The sequence below is a fragment of the Streptomyces sp. NPDC030143 genome (assembly GCF_055573695.1).
The window spans coordinates 219,253-236,030 of sequence record NZ_JBVIAY010000008.1 but is presented as its reverse complement, the minus strand read 5'-3'; the positions used below and the strand labels follow the sequence as shown (position 1 = coordinate 236,030).

Annotated in this window: 15 protein-coding genes; 9 read left to right on the top strand and 6 right to left on the bottom strand. The window is 73.3% G+C overall.

Annotated elements, in window-relative coordinates; translation table 11 throughout:
• The first annotated feature begins 39 nt into the window (after nt 1-39).
• Nucleotides 40-1,260 carry a cytochrome P450 gene (locus ACZ4YY_RS16985; protein WP_468290009.1) on the top strand — a complete coding sequence of 407 codons (1,221 nt, stop codon included), beginning with the start codon at nt 40-42 and terminating at the stop codon, nt 1,258-1,260.
• Between the two features lie 371 nt (nt 1,261-1,631).
• On the opposite strand, the gene ACZ4YY_RS16980 is transcribed toward ACZ4YY_RS16985, so the two are convergent.
• Nucleotides 1,632-2,486 carry a diacylglycerol kinase family protein gene (locus ACZ4YY_RS16980; RefSeq protein WP_468290008.1) on the bottom strand — a complete coding sequence of 285 codons (855 nt, stop codon included), beginning with the start codon at nt 2,484-2,486 and terminating at the stop codon, nt 1,632-1,634.
• Between the two features lie 245 nt (nt 2,487-2,731).
• Between ACZ4YY_RS16980 and ACZ4YY_RS16975 the strand changes: the two genes are divergently transcribed.
• Nucleotides 2,732-4,015: an adenylosuccinate synthase gene (locus ACZ4YY_RS16975; protein ID WP_468290005.1), complete on the top strand. Its 1,284-nt coding sequence runs from the start codon at nt 2,732-2,734 to the stop codon at nt 4,013-4,015.
• 162 nt (nt 4,016-4,177) lie between these two features.
• Nucleotides 4,178-4,471, top strand: coding sequence for a hypothetical protein (locus ACZ4YY_RS16970; RefSeq protein WP_468290003.1), 294 nt, complete (start codon nt 4,178-4,180; stop codon nt 4,469-4,471).
• Between the two features lie 21 nt (nt 4,472-4,492).
• Here ACZ4YY_RS16970 and ACZ4YY_RS16965 read toward each other — a convergent pair whose 3' ends face one another.
• The 4 genes from ACZ4YY_RS16965 to ACZ4YY_RS16950 form a co-directional block, all read right to left on the bottom strand.
• On the bottom strand, nt 4,493-5,143 hold the full coding sequence (locus ACZ4YY_RS16965) for a hypothetical protein (protein ID WP_468290000.1): 651 nt from the start codon (nt 5,141-5,143) through the stop codon (nt 4,493-4,495).
• Between the two features lie 11 nt (nt 5,144-5,154).
• Entirely contained in the window at nt 5,155-7,725 is a 2,571-nt protein-coding gene (locus ACZ4YY_RS16960; RefSeq protein WP_468290206.1) for a dolichyl-phosphate beta-glucosyltransferase, read from the bottom strand.
• A 47-nt stretch (nt 7,726-7,772) separates the two neighbouring features.
• A complete protein-coding gene (locus ACZ4YY_RS16955) occupies nt 7,773-8,474 on the bottom strand; it encodes a GntR family transcriptional regulator (RefSeq protein WP_468289997.1) in 702 nt (233 codons plus the stop codon).
• Between the two features lie 168 nt (nt 8,475-8,642).
• Entirely contained in the window at nt 8,643-10,001 is a 1,359-nt protein-coding gene (locus ACZ4YY_RS16950; protein ID WP_468289994.1) for an aminotransferase class III-fold pyridoxal phosphate-dependent enzyme, read from the bottom strand.
• A gap of 173 nt (nt 10,002-10,174) precedes the next feature.
• On the opposite strand from ACZ4YY_RS16950, the gene ACZ4YY_RS16945 reads away from it, so the two are divergent.
• From ACZ4YY_RS16945 to ACZ4YY_RS16935, 3 genes are all read left to right on the top strand, one after another.
• A complete protein-coding gene (locus ACZ4YY_RS16945) occupies nt 10,175-10,780 on the top strand; it encodes a type 1 glutamine amidotransferase family protein (protein ID WP_468289991.1) in 606 nt (201 codons plus the stop codon).
• The gene (locus ACZ4YY_RS16940) at nt 10,777-11,286 is read left to right on the top strand and encodes a MarR family winged helix-turn-helix transcriptional regulator (RefSeq protein ID WP_468289988.1); all 510 of its coding nucleotides are present in this window, start codon (nt 10,777-10,779) and stop codon (nt 11,284-11,286) included. The genes ACZ4YY_RS16945 and ACZ4YY_RS16940 overlap by 4 nt, the downstream gene beginning before the upstream one ends.
• Nucleotides 11,287-11,967: 681 nt before the next feature.
• Nucleotides 11,968-13,764 (top strand): serine/threonine-protein kinase, encoded by a 1,797-nt coding sequence (locus ACZ4YY_RS16935; protein WP_468289985.1) that lies wholly within the window; start codon nt 11,968-11,970, stop codon nt 13,762-13,764.
• A gap of 170 nt (nt 13,765-13,934) precedes the next feature.
• On the opposite strand, the gene ACZ4YY_RS16930 is transcribed toward ACZ4YY_RS16935, so the two are convergent.
• Nucleotides 13,935-14,675, bottom strand: a complete 741-nt coding sequence (locus ACZ4YY_RS16930) for an SLATT domain-containing protein (RefSeq protein WP_468290203.1) — start codon at nt 14,673-14,675, stop codon at nt 13,935-13,937.
• Nucleotides 14,676-14,968: 293 nt separating this feature from the next.
• On the opposite strand from ACZ4YY_RS16930, the gene ACZ4YY_RS16925 reads away from it, so the two are divergent.
• The 3 genes from ACZ4YY_RS16925 to ACZ4YY_RS16915 are packed head-to-tail and all read left to right on the top strand — an operon-like array spanning nt 14,969 to nt 16,625.
• A complete protein-coding gene (locus tag ACZ4YY_RS16925; protein ID WP_468289982.1) occupies nt 14,969-15,313 on the top strand; it encodes a YbaB/EbfC family nucleoid-associated protein in 345 nt (114 codons plus the stop codon).
• 57 nt (nt 15,314-15,370) lie between these two features.
• Entirely contained in the window at nt 15,371-15,970 is a 600-nt protein-coding gene (gene recR / locus ACZ4YY_RS16920; RefSeq protein ID WP_360332554.1) for a recombination mediator RecR, read from the top strand.
• Nucleotides 15,963-16,625 carry a DUF5063 domain-containing protein gene (locus ACZ4YY_RS16915; protein ID WP_468289978.1) on the top strand — a complete coding sequence of 221 codons (663 nt, stop codon included), beginning with the start codon at nt 15,963-15,965 and terminating at the stop codon, nt 16,623-16,625. The genes recR and ACZ4YY_RS16915 overlap by 8 nt, the downstream gene beginning before the upstream one ends.
• Nucleotides 16,626-16,778 lie beyond the last annotated feature (153 nt).

The window sequence follows — 16,778 nt, the reverse complement described above, 5'->3', positions numbered from 1 at the left end:
CCCTGGTCAGGACCCCGGGTGTCGGGCTAGCGTCCGTGCATGGCAGCTGCTTCCGACCTCGCGTTCGACCCCTGGGACCCGGCGTTCGTGGCCGACCCCTACCCGGCCTACGCCGAGCTGCGCGCCCGGGGCCGGGTGATCCGGTACGAGCCCACCGACCAGTGGCTGGTACCGCACCACGCGGACGTCTCGGCGCTGCTGCGAGACCGCCGCCTCGGCCGGACCTATCAGCACCGGTTCACGCACGAGGACTTCGGACGGACGCCGCCGCCGGCGGAGCACGAGCCGTTCCACGTCCTCAACGACCACGGGATGCTCGACCTGGAACCGCCGGACCACACCCGGATCCGGCGCCTGGTGTCGAAGGCGTTCACGCCCCGCACGGTGGAGCGGCTCAAGCCGTACGTGGAGAAGCTGGCCTCGGAACTGGTGTCCGCCCTGGTGGCGCAGGGCGGCGGAGACCTGCTGACCGATGTGGCGGAGCCGCTGCCCGTCGCGGTGATCGCGGAGATGCTGGGCATCCCGGAGCCGGACCGGGCGCGGCTGCGGCCCTGGTCGGCGGACATCTGCGGGATGTACGAGCTGAACCCCTCACCGGGGACGGCGACGAAGGCCGTGCGGGCGTCGGTCGAGTTCTCCGACTACCTGCGCGAGCTGATCGCCGCCCGCCGCAGGGAACCCGGCGACGACCTGATCTCCGGGCTCATCGCGGCGCACGACGAGGGCGACCGGCTGACCGAGCAGGAGATGATCTCCACGGCGGTCCTGCTGCTGAACGCCGGCCACGAGGCGACGGTGAACGCCACGGTCAACGGCTGGTGGGCGCTGTTCCGCAACCCCGGCCAGCTGGCCGCCCTGCGCGCGGACCACTCCCTGGTCCCGTCCGCCGTCGAGGAGCTGATGCGCTACGACACCCCGCTCCAGCTCTTCGAACGCTGGGTGCTGGACGAGATCGAGATCGACGGGACGACGATCCCGCGGGGCGCGGAGATCGCGATGCTCTTCGGTTCCGCCAACCACGACCCCGCGGTGTTCGCGGCCCCCGACCGTCTGGACCTCACCCGTGCGGACAACCCGCACATCTCCTTCAGCGCGGGCATCCACTACTGCATCGGCGCGCCGCTGGCCCGCATCGAACTGGCCGCCTCGATGAAGGCGCTGCTGGAGCAGGCCCCGACGCTGACCCTGGCGGCGGAGCCCCGACGCAAGCCGAACTTCGTGATCCGCGGCCTGGAGGGCCTCCCGGTGACCCTGGCCTGACCCCCGGCCGGCGCCCACCCGGCCGGGCCCGTGCGAGGAGAGCAGGACCGTGCGGCCCCGGTCGTTTCCTCGGGCACGCACCGCTGGAAGACCTCCTCCATCAGCGGGTCCCGGGCCCGAGGTCGGCTCGCCGGTACGAGGCCCTGACCAACCGCGAGGCGGTGATCAGGCGCGCGAGGGCGCCCTGCGGGAGGGTGTCACCAGCCTCGGCCCCGACACCCCGGCGGGCCGGCGCATGGTCGGGACGCTCGCCTTCTCCGAGTTCGTCGAGGGCGAGACCGCGGCCATGGTGGAACGCTGGCGCGTCCACCGGGACCGCGCCTTCGGCGCCCCGACCCCACGGCCGCGGGCGTCACCCGACCGCTCACGGCTCACGACCAGGTGGGCAGCACCAACCCCAGCGCCCCCTCCCGTACCGTCCACGTCCGCCGGCGGACCGGCCCCGCCACGCCCGCGTCCGCGCGGTAGCGGAAGTCCGTCCCGGAGACGGTTACCGTGCGGCCCCGCGCCTGGAGCGGGGACGCCTCCGCTCCCACGGACAGCGGCCGTACCTCCACCACGGCCGTGCCGTCGGCCCCCGGCGTCACCGACACCGCCTCCACCGGCTGGTCCAGGTCGACGAGGGTCTCCCCGTCCACCTCGACCCGCAGCCGGGCCGGACCGGGCGGGACGGGGGCGGACGCGGGACGGGCCGGCCGGGACGGCACCAGCGTCCGCACCAGGGACTGGCAGCCGCGCAGCCAGGGCCGGAGCCCTCCCGTGAGCGACGCCTCGGCGTCCGGGCCGCCCGTCAGGGCCGGGATCCGCAGCGCTCCCAGCACCACCCCGTCGCTGTCGTCGACCAGCACGTCCAGGCGCCGCGCGGAGCCGTCCAGGACGGCCCGCGCCGCCGCCACCGTGCCCGTGGGCACCCCCAGGGCGTGGGCGACGCCCAGCGCGCTGCCCACCGGAACCACCGACAGCACGCATTCGGCCAGCGCCCGCTGCCGGTGCAGCAGGGCCACCGCGCGGCTCAGCGCACGGTCGTCCCCGATGACGACCGGCCGTCGGGAGCCGCGCCGGGCCAGAGCCCGGGCGAATTCCTCCGGGCCCTCCGGCAGACACACTTTCGCGGCCGCACCCGCGCTGAGCACGTCTTTCGCGATCCTGACGGACTCCCCGTCCGTCCTCCGGGCGACCGGATCGATGATCACCAGCAGCTGATCCGGCGTCGCGAAAGTCGCCACCTCGGTCCTGCCTCGCTTCCTCGGGTAGCATCTTTGTGCAAGAGCCCCTTGCGCTATTGCGCCAGGGGCTTCGTCTATTCCGGGGCATCCGGGTCCGACGGTGTGCGGCCGGCGACGGTCGCGTGGCGGCCAATGACGGTCGCGGTACCGCGACCGACGACGGTCGCGGTGCACGCGGTGGTGAAAAGCGCCTCCGCGTACGCCCCTGACCCTGGACATGCCCCACCCGGAAGGGGTGTACGCGCGTGCCCGCACTTGTGCTGCTCGGTGCTCAGTGGGGTGACGAAGGCAAGGGGAAGGCGACCGACCTGCTCGGTGGCTCGGTGGACTACGTAGTGCGCTACCAGGGCGGCAACAACGCCGGCCACACGGTCGTCGTGGGCGACCAGAAGTACGCACTCCACCTCCTCCCTTCCGGAATCCTCTCGCCCGGATGTACGCCGGTCATCGGCAACGGAGTCGTCGTCGACCCCTCGGTCCTGCTCTCCGAGCTGAGCGGTCTGAACGAGCGCGGCGTCGACACGTCGAAGCTGCTGCTCAGCGGCAACGCGCACATCATCACGCCATACAACGTGACTGTCGACAAGGTGACGGAACGCTTCCTCGGAAAGCGGAAGATCGGCACCACCGGGCGGGGCATCGGCCCGACCTACGCCGACAAGATCAACCGCGTCGGCATCCGGGTCCAGGACCTGTACGACGAGTCGATCCTCCAGCAGAAGGTGGAGGCGGCCCTCGACGTCAAGAACCAGCTGCTCACCAAGCTCTACAACCGTCGGGCGATCGCCGTCGACCAGGTCGTCGAGGAACTGCTCGGGTACGCCGAGAAGCTGGCGCCGTACGTCGCCGACACCGTCCTGGTCCTCAACCAGGCCCTGGAGGAGGACAAGGTCGTCCTGTTCGAGGGCGGTCAGGGCACGCTGCTGGACATCGACCACGGCACGTACCCCTTCGTCACGTCGTCCAACCCGACCGCGGGCGGCGCCTGCACCGGCGCCGGCGTCGGTCCGACGAAGATCAGCCGCGTCATCGGCATCCTGAAGGCCTACACGACCCGCGTCGGTGCCGGTCCCTTCCCGACCGAGCTGTTCGACGAGGACGGCGACGCGCTGCGCCGCATCGGCGGCGAACGGGGCGTCACCACCGGCCGCGACCGCCGCTGCGGCTGGTTCGACGCGGTCATCGCCCGCTACGCGACCCGCGTCAACGGCCTCACGGACTTCTTCCTCACCAAGCTGGACGTGCTGACGGGCTGGGAGCAGATCCCCGTCTGCGTCGCCTACGAGGTCGACGGCAAGCGCGTCGAGGAACTCCCCTACTCGCAGTCGGACTTCCACCACGCGAAGCCCGTCTACGAGATGCTGCCGGGCTGGTCCGAGGACATCTCCAAGGCCAAGTCGTTCTCCGACCTCCCGAAGAACGCCCAGAGCTACGTCAAGGCCCTGGAGGAGATGTCCGGCGCCCCGATCTCCGCGATCGGCGTGGGTCCGGGCCGTGACGAGACGATCGAGATCAACTCGTTCATCTGAGGCCCGCGCCGGCCCGGCCCCCGGCCAGTCCGGCCAGTCCGGCCCCCGGCCGCCTTCCGCTCACGCGGGAGGCGGCCGCCGTGCTCACCGGGAGATGTGCCGCGAACGGGCATAGTCTGAAGCCCTGATCCCGCGTGCGTCGACCAGAAGAAGGTGAGTGCGATGCGCGTCATGCTGAAGGTGTGCATGGACACGGAGAAGGCGAACGACGCCATCCGGAACGGCACCCTGACCAAACTGATCCAGGAGTCGGTGGAACAGATCAGGCCCGAAGCCGCCTACTTCACCACCGAGAAGGGGCACCGCACCGCTTTCCTCTTCTTCGACATGCAGGAGAGCTCCCAGATGCCGGTGATCAGTGAGCCGTACTTCATGGACCTCGGCGCCGAGATCTCCTACACCCCCGTGATGAACCTGGAGGACGTGCAGAAGGGCCTGTCCCAGCTGGGGCGCTGACCGCCGGCGCCGCCCGTCGCGTCAGCTGAAGACGATCATCGACCCCTGCGCCAGACTCCGCGTCGCCGCCGCGTGCAGGCCGAGCCACACGTGCCGTTCGCGGGCGAAGGGGCTGGGGTCGTACGGCGCCGGGACCGCCGGTTCCTCCAACTCGGTCGGCTCCGACGGCGGTCGGGGAGCGGCCGGCGGGTTGGCCGGGTCGATGCCGATGGACGGCGCGACGTACTCCAGCTCACGCAGGAGGGACTGGGACGAGCCCAGGGGGCCGCCCCCGGCGAGGAGTTCGTCGTTGGACAGCGGCTGCGGGAAGTCCACGGGGACGTACGCGCCCGCGTGGTCGTAGTGCCAGACCAGGTGCGACTGCTGGGCCGTCGTCTCGAACATCTCCAGGAGCTGCTCGTAGTCGCCGCCCAGGGCGTCCACCGGCGTCACCGGCAGCCCGCACACCTGGAGGAGGTAGACGCGGCGCAGGAAGTGCAGGGCGTCGTAGTCGAAACCGGCCACCGGGGCGACGTCGCCGGACAGGCCCGGCATGTACTGGTACACCGGCACGGGCGGCAGTCCGGACTCGGCGAGCACCTTGTTGTACTGCGCGAGTTCCTCGGCGAACGGGTTGTCCGGGGTGTGGCACAACACGTCGACGAGCGGTACCAGCCACAGGTCACAGGCCAAAGAAGAGCTCCTCACTCAGCGCGTTGCTCGGTCCATGCCGGTCCTTTTGCCCGGTCAGGGAAGGGTAGTCGGTACGGCTCGGGTCGGCTCCCCCCTTGCGCTCCTCGCGCGCGCTGCGCGCCCTGGTGCAGGTCCCATACCCACACACCGTCCACCCACCTCCCGGAACGGCCCACGAGCTTGTCCACGGTCGCCCGCAGCACCCCGGCGCGCGGTTGCGGGGCCAGCACCAGCGCACCCGCCCGCCAGTGCGCGAGATCCCGGCGGGCCGCCGCTCGGGCCGCCCCGTCGATCACCGGCGCGACGCCCGTGGCCCGCACGTCCCCCAGCAGGCCCGCGGTGAAGTTCAGCGGGACGCCGTAGACGCCCGAGCGGTCGCCGTCGCCGTAGGGGCCGTTGAAGTAGCCGCCCGGGACGCGGAAGCCCAGTCCGGCGGCTGTCTGCCAGTGCAGGGCCTCGGCGGCGGACGGCTCGGGCAGCGGCACCGGGACGAGGGACTCGCCGGGGCGGACGTAGGCCTTCCAGGTGCCGTCGGTGAAGAAGGCGGGCACCTCGGCGCGCGGCTCGGACCGCAGCGGGGCCGGGACGAGGGGGAGCAGGGCGAGGCAGACGGCGAGGAGTCCGGCGTACTGGGCGCCCAGGGAGCGGGCCGTCGCCAGCCGGCCGATCGCGAGGGCGAGCAGCATGCCCAGCACGGGAGCGCAGACCATCGCGACCCGGCTCTCGATGACCGACTCCAGCAGCGGGCGGTCGGCGAGCAGCGCCCACGGGCCGGGTGCCTCGACGCCGGTGAACGGGACGTGGACGCTCGGGCCCAGCGACAGCAGGGCGGCGGCCGCCGCCGTGACGGCCAGGGAACGGACGACGGGGCGCCGCCACAGCGCCACGGTGATCCCGAGGGCGAGCAGCAGCAGCGGCCAGCCGTAGAAGGCGTTCTGCTCGGTCGGGTTGAGGGAGAGGGCGTCGGCGCGCCCGGCGTCGCCGGCGATCAGGGAACGTTCGGCGAAGGTGAGCAGCGCGCGCACGGTGTTGGCGGTGCCCGGACCGTGGTCGATGTGGGTGTAGCTCTGCGGGCCCGAGAACTGCCAGGCCAGCGGATACAGCACCAGGGGCAGGCAGACGGCCGCGGCGGTCGCCAGGCCGCGCAGCAGCGGCGGTGCCGCCCGCCGGGCCACGTCGGGGCGCACGGCGGCGTGGGCGAGGGCGAACAGGAGCATGCCGAGCGCGGCGAGCAGCAGCGCTTCCTCGCCGAGGAGGAGCTGGTAGGCCGTCATCAGTCCGAGGACGACCGCGTCCCGGGTGACCCGGGTGCCCGCGCACAGCCTGAGGGCCCGGTCGACGATCAGCGGGATCATGAACAGGACGACGAAGTTCGGGTGGGCGTTGGCGTGGCTCACCATCGGCGGCGCGAACGCGGCGAGCGCGGCCCCGACGAAGGCCGCCGCGCGCTGGCGCACCAGTCGGCGCACGATCAGCCAGTACCAGGCGGCGGCGGTGGCGGCCAGCCCCAGCGTCGTCACCAGACTGAGGGTGAGGGCCGGCCCGCACAGCAGCGTCACCGGCGTCAGCGGCACCGACAGGCCCAGCATCGCCGTGTTCGCCATCAGGTTGACGCCGTCGGGCACGCCCTGGAGGTCGCTGAAGAGCGGGTTGCGCAGATGGGCGACGTTGTCGGCGGTCACCGCGAAGAACCACTCCCACTGGTTCTGGTCCTGGAGGGAGTCGGTCAGATAGCGGTGGGCGGGGTCGAAGAAGCGGCCGGAGTACAGGGCGACGGCCATCGCGAGGAACAGCACGGCGGCGACGGCGTCGGCGGGCCCCAGCGCCGGGATCCGCACCCGGAGCAGGTCGCGCAGGACCCTCGGGTAGTCCAGCGGGCGGACCTTCGACCCGCTCCGGTGCGACCAGTGCACGGGCACCTCGGCGACCGGCCAGCCGGCCCGCCGGAAGTGGCGCAGCACCTCCACGTCGATGGCCCAGCCGTTCAGCCGCGAGGCGGCGAACGCTGCGCGCGCCTTGTCGCCGTCGAACAGCTTGAACCCGCACTGGGTGTCACGGATCCCGCGCACGGTCGTGGCGCGGATGAGTAAGTTGCCCGCGGCGCCGACGAGCTCGCGGACCCGGTGCTGCCGCGCGCCGAGCGTCGCCCCCGGCACCGCGCGCGAGCCGACGGCCGCCGCCCGGCCGCCCTGGGCGAGCGCCTCCTCCAGCCGCTCCAACTCGTCGATCGGTGTGGCGAGATCGGCGTCCGTGAGCAGGATCAGGCGCCCCCGGCTGGCGGCCACTCCCAGCCGCAGCGCATGGCCCTTGCCGCGGTTGCGGGGGCTGGTGACGAGCCGCAGCCGGGGGTCGCGGCGCAGGGTGACGATCTCGCGGGTGGCGTCGGTGGAGCCGTCGTCGGCGATGATCACCTCCCAGGAGGCGTGGCCCGAGGTGTGCAGGTAGCGGGTGACGGCGTCGAGGGTGGGACCGAGCCGTCGCTCCTCGTTGAAGGCGGGGACCACCACCGACAACTCGACGGCCCCGGCCGTCCCGGCCCTGTCCGTCCCCGTCCGGCCCGCCTCCGTCGCCGTCTTCCGCATCCCGCCGCCGGCCGTCCCCGTCCCGTCCGCCTCCGTCGCCGTCTTCCTCATCCCGCCGCCGGCCGCTCGATCAGTGCGAGCGAGTGGTCGTTGTAGGCGGTGAGGATCGCCCGGGCGGTGGTGTTGTCGCCCCGGTACAGGGCGTCGACCAGTTCGGTGTGGCCGGACCAGAGGTGGCCGCGCAGTTCGCTCAGCCGCCGCAGGTGCTGCACCAGGCAGACCCAGGTCTGCACCCGCAGCCGGTGCAGGAAGTCGGTGAGGTAGGGGTTTCCGAACAGGGCGCTCAGCTCGCGCCAGAACCGCAGGTCGTAGCCGATGAGGACGGTGAGGTCACCGGCGGTCGCGGCCCGCTGGGCCTCCTGCCCGCGTCGGCGCACGCCCGCGACGGCGGCGGCGATCCGCGGGTCCTCCGGGTTCCGGGAGCGCTCACGGCCCTCCTCCAGGGCGAGGAACATGCCCTCGATGACCAGGGTGCGCGCCTCGATCATGCCGCGGAAGTCCTCGACCGAGTACTCGTGCACCCGGAAGCCCCGGTGCTGGTCGGCTTCCAGCAGCCCCTGGGCGGACAGGTCCACGAGCGCCTCGCGGACGGGGGTCGCGGAGACGCCGTACTGCTCGGCGATCTCCTTCACCGTGAACTCCTGGCCCGGCTGGAGCCGTCCCGCCAGCACCTCGTCGCGAAGCGCGTCGGCGATCTGCTGCCGCAGGGTGCTGCGGGTCACGGCGCCGTTGCCGCTGCTGCCGGGCATGGTCGGGGCGTCTCCCTCGTCACGACGTGAAAGTGGCGTGCCCGCACGCGCTGCTCGCGCAGCCGCTCGTACGTCTCGCTCGTACCTATCTACGAGCACGCCACCTTACGCGTTCGAATCGGGGGAATCCTTACCCGAATCTCCTCGCCGCGCACCCGGTCACGGCCCTCATTCGACCGTGTGCTCGTCGGCGACCGACAGCGCCGCGTCCAGTGCCGCGAGGCCCTCCTTCAGCTCGGCCTCGCTCGCGTTGCACGGCGGTACGAAGTGGGTGCGGTTCATGTTCACGAACGGCCACACCCCGGCCCTCTTCGCGGCGGCGGCGAAGGCGGCCATCGGCGCGTTCGCCTCACCGGCCGCGTTGTACGGCACCAGCGGCTCGCGCGTCTCCCGGTTCCTGACCAGCTCGAGCGCCCAGAACATGCCGACGCCGCGCACCTCGCCGACGCTCGGGTGGCGCTCGGCCAGCTCCCGCAGCCCCGGGCCCACGACGGAGGCACCGAGACGCGCCGCGTTCTCGACGACGCCCTCCTGCGCCATGACGTCGATGGTCGCGACGGCGGCGGCGCAGGCCAGCGGGTGCCCGGAGTAGGTCAGACCACCGGGGTAGGGCCGCTTGCCGAACGTCTCCGCGACGGCGCCGGAGATCGCGACACCGCCGAGCGGTACGTATCCGCTGTTCACGCCCTTGGCGAAGGTCATCAGGTCGGGCGTGACGTCGAACAGGTCGGCCGCGAACCACTCACCGGTGCGCCCGAACCCGGCCATGACCTCGTCCAGGACGAAGACGATCCCGTACCTGTCGCAGATCTCGCGGACGCCGGCGAGGTAGCCGGGCGGCGGGACCATGATCCCGGCGGTCCCCGGAACCGTCTCCAGGATGATCGCGGCGATCGTCGACGGCCCCTCGAAGGAGATGGTCGTCTCCAGGTGCTCCAGGGCCCGCGCGCACTCCTGCTCCTCGGTCTCGGCGTAGAAGCGGGAGCGGTAGAGGAAGGGCGCCCAGAAGTGCACGACCCCGGCGGCCGCGGAGTCGGAGGCCCAGCGGCGCGGGTCGCCGGTGATGTTCACGGCCTGCTGGGTGCCGCCGTGGTAGGAGCGGTACGCCGAGAGCACCTTGGCCCGGCCGGTGTGCAGCCGCGCCATGCGCACCGCGTGCTCGACCGCGTCGGCCCCGCCGTTGGTGAAGAAGATCTTGTCCAGGTCGCCGGGGGTGCGCTCGGCGATCAGCCGGGCCGCCTCCGAACGGGCCTCGACGGCGAAGGCGGGCGCGAAGGTGGTCAGGCGTGCGGCCTGCTCCTGGATCGCGGCGACGACCTTCGGGTGCTGGTAGCCGATGTTGGTGTAGACGAGACCGCTGGTGAGGTCGAGGTAGCGCCTGCCGTCGTAGTCCCAGAAGTACGACCCCTCCGCGCCGGCCACGGCGAGCGGGTCGATGAGTTCCTGCGCGGACCAGGAGTGGAAGACGTGCGCGCGGTCCGTGGCCTTCACGGCGGCGCCGGCCTGGGGGTCGGTCTGAGGGGTCATGCGGGTGAGCGTAAATGTCCGCGATACGGAAGCGGTATCGGCGTCCTGTCTGCGGACGCGGGCTTTCCGCGACAGGTTGTCGGGCGTCGGGGAGAGCGCCCACGTGGTTGACAGCACTCTGTCGAGATGACAGGATTCTGTCGTAAGGGTTTCGGTGGACCGGAGGAGGAGTCATGAGCGGCAGGACCGTCCATCTCGGGGTGTACGACACGCTCGCGGACTGGGAGACCGGGCACACGACGGCGTACCTCGCCCGGGCCGGGTACGCGATCCGGACCGTCGGGGCGTCGACGCGCGAGGTCCGGTCGGTCGGCGGGCTGACCGTCCGCCCCGACCTGGCCTTGGACGACGTGCGGCCCGAGGACAGCTCGCTGCTGATCCTGCCGGGGGCCGACCAGTGGGACACGGGCGAGGAACTGGCGCCCTTCGCGCGCAAGGCACGGGAGTTCCTGGCGGCCGGAGTGCCCGTCGCGGCCATCTGCGGCGCCACCGCCGGCCTCGCCCGCGAGGGCCTGCTGGACGAGCGCGCACACACCGGCGCGGTCTCCTTCTACCTGGCCGCGACGGGGTACGGCGGCGGTGAGCGGTACGTGGAGGCCGACGCCGTCACCGACGGCAACCTGGTCACCGCCGGGCCCACCGAACCGGTCGCCTTCGCCCGGGAGGTCTTCCGGCTCCTCGGCGTGTACGAGGGGGAGGTGCTGGACGCCTGGTACCGGCTGTTCCACGACTCCGACCCGCAGGCCTACGCCGTCCTGGAGAAGGCGGCGGCCGAATGAGCCGGGAGCGGCAGGACCTGTTCAGCCGCGGCGCGCTCGGCGTGTTCCGGCTCAACGGGCAGTTCCTCGCGGTCGCCGAGGAGCTGGCCCGGCCGGCCGGGCTCACCGCGGCCTGGTGGCAGGTGCTGGGCGCGGTGCTGCGCGAGCCGCTGCCGGTCGCCGGGATCGCCCGGGCCATGGGCATCACCCGGCAGAGCGTGCAGCGGATCGCCGACCTGCTGGTGGACCGGGGCCTCGCCGAGTACCGGCCCAACCCCGCCCACCGGAGGGCCAAGCTCCTCGCGCCCACCGAGGAGGGGCGGACCGCGATCGCCCGCATCGACCCCGGTCACGCGGCCTTCGCGGACCGCCTGGCGCAGGCGTACGGCGAGGCGGAACTGGCGCAGGCGGTGGCCACGCTGGAACGGCTGTCGAAGGTCCTGGACACGCTGGACACCTCGGCCCTCCCGTCCGCACCGGGACCCTCCGCCGCGGACGGGCCGCACACCGCGACCCTCCCGTCCTAGCCGGGCGCCTCCGCCGCGGACGGCCGGGCACCTCGACCCTCCCGTCCTAGCCGAGCGCCTCCGCCGTGGACGGCCGGGCACCTCGGCTCTGCCGTCCTGGCCGGCGCCTCCGCCGCGGACGGCTGGACACCTCGGCCCTCCCGTCCTAGCCGAGCGCCTCCGCCGTGGACGGCCGGGCACCTCGGCCCTCCCGTCCTAGCCGAGCGCCTCCGCCGCGGACGGCTGGACACCTCGACCCTCCCGTCCTAGCCGGGCGCCTCCGCCGCGGACGGCCGGGCACTTCGGCTCTGCCGTCCTGGGCCGGGGCCTCCGCCGCGGACGGGCCCGGCACCTCGGCCGGCCAGGCCTGTCGCGCCTGGCCGGGCGCCTCGGTCCCCGTGCCCGGGTCGGGTGCCTCCGTCATGGGCGAGCCGGGCGCCTCCGTGCTCCGTCCCCAGCACGCATCGCCGGCCCTCAGTCCGCGCCGGGGGCCTCCACCGAGCCGGGGCCTCCGTCGTGGGCGAGCCCGGATCCGTCGTTCAGGGCGGCCCCGCCCGCGCCGGCCGGGCCGAGCCGCGGCACTCCCCGGCGGACGCGCCGGCGGCCTCCGTTACGGAACCGTAGACACCGCGCCGCCCAGCTCCGCGAACGCCGGGCTTATCCTCGCCCCGTTCACATGTGTGGGGGGAAGGTGGGGCGGCCATGGAGACGCTGGGCCCGGGGGATCCGCAGAGGATCGGCGCCTACCGCCTGCTGGCGCGGCTGGGCGCGGGCGGCATGGGGCAGGTCTACCTCGCCCGCTCGGACCGCGGGCGGACCGTCGCCGTCAAGCTGGTCCGCGAGGAGCTGGCCGCGCGGGAGGAGTTCCGGGCCCGGTTCCGGCAGGAGGTGCGCAGCGCGCAGCGGGTCGGCGGGTACTGGACCGCACCCGTGCTGGACGCGGACACCGAGGCCGCCGTGCCCTGGGTCGCCACCGGCTATGTCGCCGGGCCCAGCCTCCAGCAGGTCGTCGGCGAGGACTACGGCCCGCTGCCCGAACGCTCGGTGCGCATCCTCGCCGCCGGTCTCGCGCACGCCCTCGCCAACATCCACGCGGCCGGCATCGTCCACCGCGACCTCAAGCCGTCCAACGTGATGCTCACCATCGAGGGGCCGCGGGTCATCGACTTCGGCGTCGCGCGGGCGCTGGAGACGGTGGCCGACGGCGACCTCACCCGGACCGGCTCGGTGATCGGCTCGCCCGGCTTCATGGCGCCGGAGCAGGTGCGGGGCGGCACCGTCACGCCCGCCAGCGACATCTTCTGCCTCGGCTCGGTCCTCGCCTACGCCGCCACCGGCACCCTCCCCTTCGGCGGCACCGACGGCGGCCTGCACGCCCTGATGTTCCGCATCGCCGAGGAGGAGCCCGACCTCGCGGGCGTGCCCGAGGGCATCGCCGACCTGGTCCGCGCCTGTCTGCGCAAGGACCCGGCCGCCCGGCCCTCGCCCGCCTGGATCCTGGAGCGGACGGGCGCCCAGGACACCGTCTCCGACGGCCACTCCCGCGACCCCTGGCTGCCGGGCGCCCTGGTGGCGCAGCTGGGACGGCACGCCGTACGGCTGCTGGACACCGAGGACCCCGAGGCGTCCCCGGAACACGGCGGCCGCCAGGGCGACGGGGCGCGCGACGGCCGGCTCCCGACGCTGGTCGCGGGCCCCGGCGGCATCCCGCCCCAGCCGGCGCCCGCCCGCGCCGCCACCGTCCCCGCACCACCGGAGCACCCGGCCTACGGCGGCCCCCAGCAGCACCCGCAGCCCGCCTACGGCTACCCGCCGCCGCCCGATCCCCGGCAGGGCGCCGCCCCGCAGCACCCGTACGCCGACGCCCCGGCCGCGCCGCTGCCGCCGTACCCCCCGTACGGTGCCGGCGCCGGCCCGGGGGAGCCCGGGGCGCCGCGCCGCAGCGGCCGTACCACCGGGCTGCTCGTCGCGGTCGCCGCGGTCGTCGCGCTGGCCGCGGGCGGCTCGGTGTACGCGGTGATGAACGGCGGCGACGACGACACCGCCACCCCCCGCCCCACCCCGACCGCGGACACCGCGACCGGCACCTCCGCCCCGGCGACGCCCACCCCGAGCCCCGCCGCCTCGTCGGGGGCGCCGTCCCCGACCCCGTCGGCCGGTCCGATCCCGCAGGCGTACCTCGGCGCCTGGAGCACCACGATCGACAACACGAGCGGCACCGACACGCGCCGGCTGACCCTGACCCAGGGCGAGGTGGGCGACCCGGTCCTCACCCTCGTGGCCGACGGGGAGTCCTACCACTGCGAGTTCAGCGCCGACCTCGTCCGACCGCCGACCGCGGAGGGGCCGTTGGCCCTCGGACCCTCCACGGTCACGGCCGGCCGACCCCTCTCCTCCTGCACCCCGGGCGCCGCCACCGAGGTCACCCTGCTGTCCGACGGCAGACTGCAACGCGTCAACCCCGCCACCGGCGAGAAGCTCACCTACACCAGGCGGTGACGGCGGACTCCGGCCCGCGCGTCCGGGTCGTCCCCGCGCACAGACGTACGGTGACCCCACGATCCGGCCTGCGGGAGTGGGGTGGGGCGGGGCTCACAGGGCATCCACCGCGACGACTGCACGGGCCCCGAGGTCCACGGCCTCACCGCGGCCGCGGTGCCCGCCGCACCTCACCTCGGCTCGGGCGGCCGCTGCCGGGGCATGTTCGGGCGGGCCGAGGCGCCCGGCGGCAGGGAGAACCGCCCGCCGGAGGAGCCGGCCTCCCCGCGCCCCCCGCCGGCGGCGCCAGCCCCCTGGATCCCCATCGGCGCGGACCCGGTCCGGAACTCCACCATCCAGTCCGCCGTCTCCACCCGCACCAGCTCCGTCACGTCCTCGGAGAACCGCCGCAGCACCCCCAGGCAGCGCTCCGTCGCCTCGCTCGCCGTGCCCTCCGCCGGACCCAGCACCTCGCGCACGCTCTCCGACGCCCAGTCGAACTGGAGCACCTGCAACCGCCGCTGCACCGCCTGCGCGGTCGCCACGTCCCTTATCCAGCCGGACGTCACGCCGAAGAACCGGTCCACCGCCACACACGCCACCGCCAGCAGCAGCGCCAGGTACCCCCAGGGAGCGACCTCGCCGCCCACCACACCGGTCAGGTCCAGCAACGGCAGCGAGGCACCGACCGCCGCCCCCGCCGCCGCGCCGGCGCGCAGCACCCGGGCACTGCGCCGCTTCCACACCCGATCGGCGAGGTACCAGGCGGCCGTCTCCAGTGCCCCGCGCTCCACCCACCGGTACAGCTCGTGCAGCCGTTCCGCGGGCTCGCCCCAGTCGCCGAGCGGAAACGCCCGCCCGGTCAGGTCGCCCGGCCGCAGCCCGGCCGCGCCCTCGCCCCGCCCGTCCTGAGGCGGACCCTCGGGCTGCATCTCCGGCTGCTGACCCACCCGGCACTCCCTACTGATCCCGGCCGAACCGATGCCGGCGCCTGATGTTGTTGCTGGTGCTGATGCGCCGGACCTTTCCTACCTCCCAATGGGTGGCGAAGAGGCGGGTTTCGTCTCTTTTACGCCTGGAAGTGGGCCTTGATCAGGTATAGGCGGCGGTCGAGACTCACTCGAAAGAGTGCTGGAGCGACACCCGCACAGACCACGTAGGCTCGTGCCGAGCGGGAAAATCCCGTACCGACGTCAGGCCGTGAGGCCCGGAAGAGGAGCTGATCGTGATTCCCGGTGGTGGCCAGCCCAACATGCAGCAGCTGCTCCAGCAGGCCCAGAAGATGCAGCAGGACCTGGCCCGTGCCCAGGAGGAGCTGGCGAACACGGAGGTCGACGGGCAGGCGGGCGGTGGCCTGGTGAAGGCGACCGTGACCGGCTCCGGCGAGCTGCGCGCGCTGGCGATCGACCCCAAGGCGGTGGACCCGGAGGACACCGAGACCCTCGCCGACCTGATCGTCGCCGCCGTCCAGGCGGCCAACGAGAACGCGCAGACCCTCCAGCAGCAGAAGCTCGGCCCGCTCGCCCAGGGCCTCGGCGGCGGCAGCGGCATCCCCGGGCTGCCTTTCTAGGACGCACCCCGGCCCACTACCGTACGTACCAAGGAACCCAGGAAGGACGGCAGTCCGTTGTACGAAGGCGTGGTCCAGGACCTCATCGACGAGCTGGGGCGGCTGCCCGGCGTCGGTCCCAAGAGCGCGCAGCGGATCGCCTTCCACATCCTGCAGGCCGAACCGACGGACGTACGGCGTCTCGCGCAGGCCCTGATGGAGGTCAAGGCGAAGGTCCGCTTCTGCGCGACCTGCGGGAACGTGGCGCAGGAGGAGAACTGCGGCATCTGCCGCGACCCCCGCCGCGACCCCTCGGTCATCTGTGTCGTGGAGGAGCCGAAGGACGTCGTCGCGATCGAGCGCACCCGCGAGTTCCGCGGCCGTTACCACGTTCTCGGCGGCGCCATCAGCCCCATCGAGGGCGTCGGCCCCGACGATCTGCGGATCCGGGAACTCCTCGCGCGGTTGGCCGACGGGACCGTCACGGAGCTGATCCTGGCCACGGACCCGAATCTGGAAGGCGAGGCCACGGCGACGTACCTCGCCCGCATGATCAAGCCCATGGGCCTGAAGGTCACCCGCCTGGCCAGCGGCCTCCCGGTGGGTGGCGACCTGGAATACGCGGACGAGGTCACGCTCGGCCGCGCCTTCGAGGGGAGACGACTCCTAGATGTCTGACGCCACGCTGCACGCCGGCGACCGCAACCCCGACGACTTCGCGGTCCAGATCGCGGATCAGATCGAGAGCTTCCTGGTCGCCGTCGCCGAGGTCGCCAAGGGCGACGAGCCGGACTCGGCCGTGCCCTTCCTCCTGCTGGAGGTCTCCCAGCTGCTGCTGGCCGGCGGTCGTCTCGGCGCCCACGAGGACATCGTCCCCGACGAGCGCTACGAGCCCGACACGGGCCCGGACGCGGACGTCGACGAACTCCGCGAGAACCTCGCCCGCCTCCTCGACCCGGTGGACGTCTACTCGGAGGTCTTCGACCCCTACGAGCCGCGCAAGGCCCCGGTGCCGGCCCGTATCTCCGACGACCTCACCGACGTGATCACGGATCTGCGCCACGGCATGGCCCACTACCGGGCCGGCCGCGTCAGCGAGGCCCTGTGGTGGTGGCAGTTCTCCTACTTCTCCAACTGGGGCTCCACGGCCTCGGCGACCCTGCGGGCCCTGCACTCGGTCCTCGCCCACGTCCGCCTCGACCAGCCCCTCGAAGAACTCGACGGCCTCGACACCGACCAGGGCATGGGCGACGACACCCTGGAGTTCGAGGCGGGCCGTGTGATGGCCGAGGAGATCGGGGACGCGCTCGGGCTCCGCCCGGCCCAGAAGTAGCGCGGACGCGGACCGCGACGCACACGGCGCGGGCCCCGCAGCAGCGGTCACACGATCCGCCGGTCACGTGGGAGCGGCAACACCCCATCCAGCCGCGTCACCAACCGCGCCCGGAGCGGTCGCGCGAGCCCGTTGTCCGGAGCGGTGATGCGA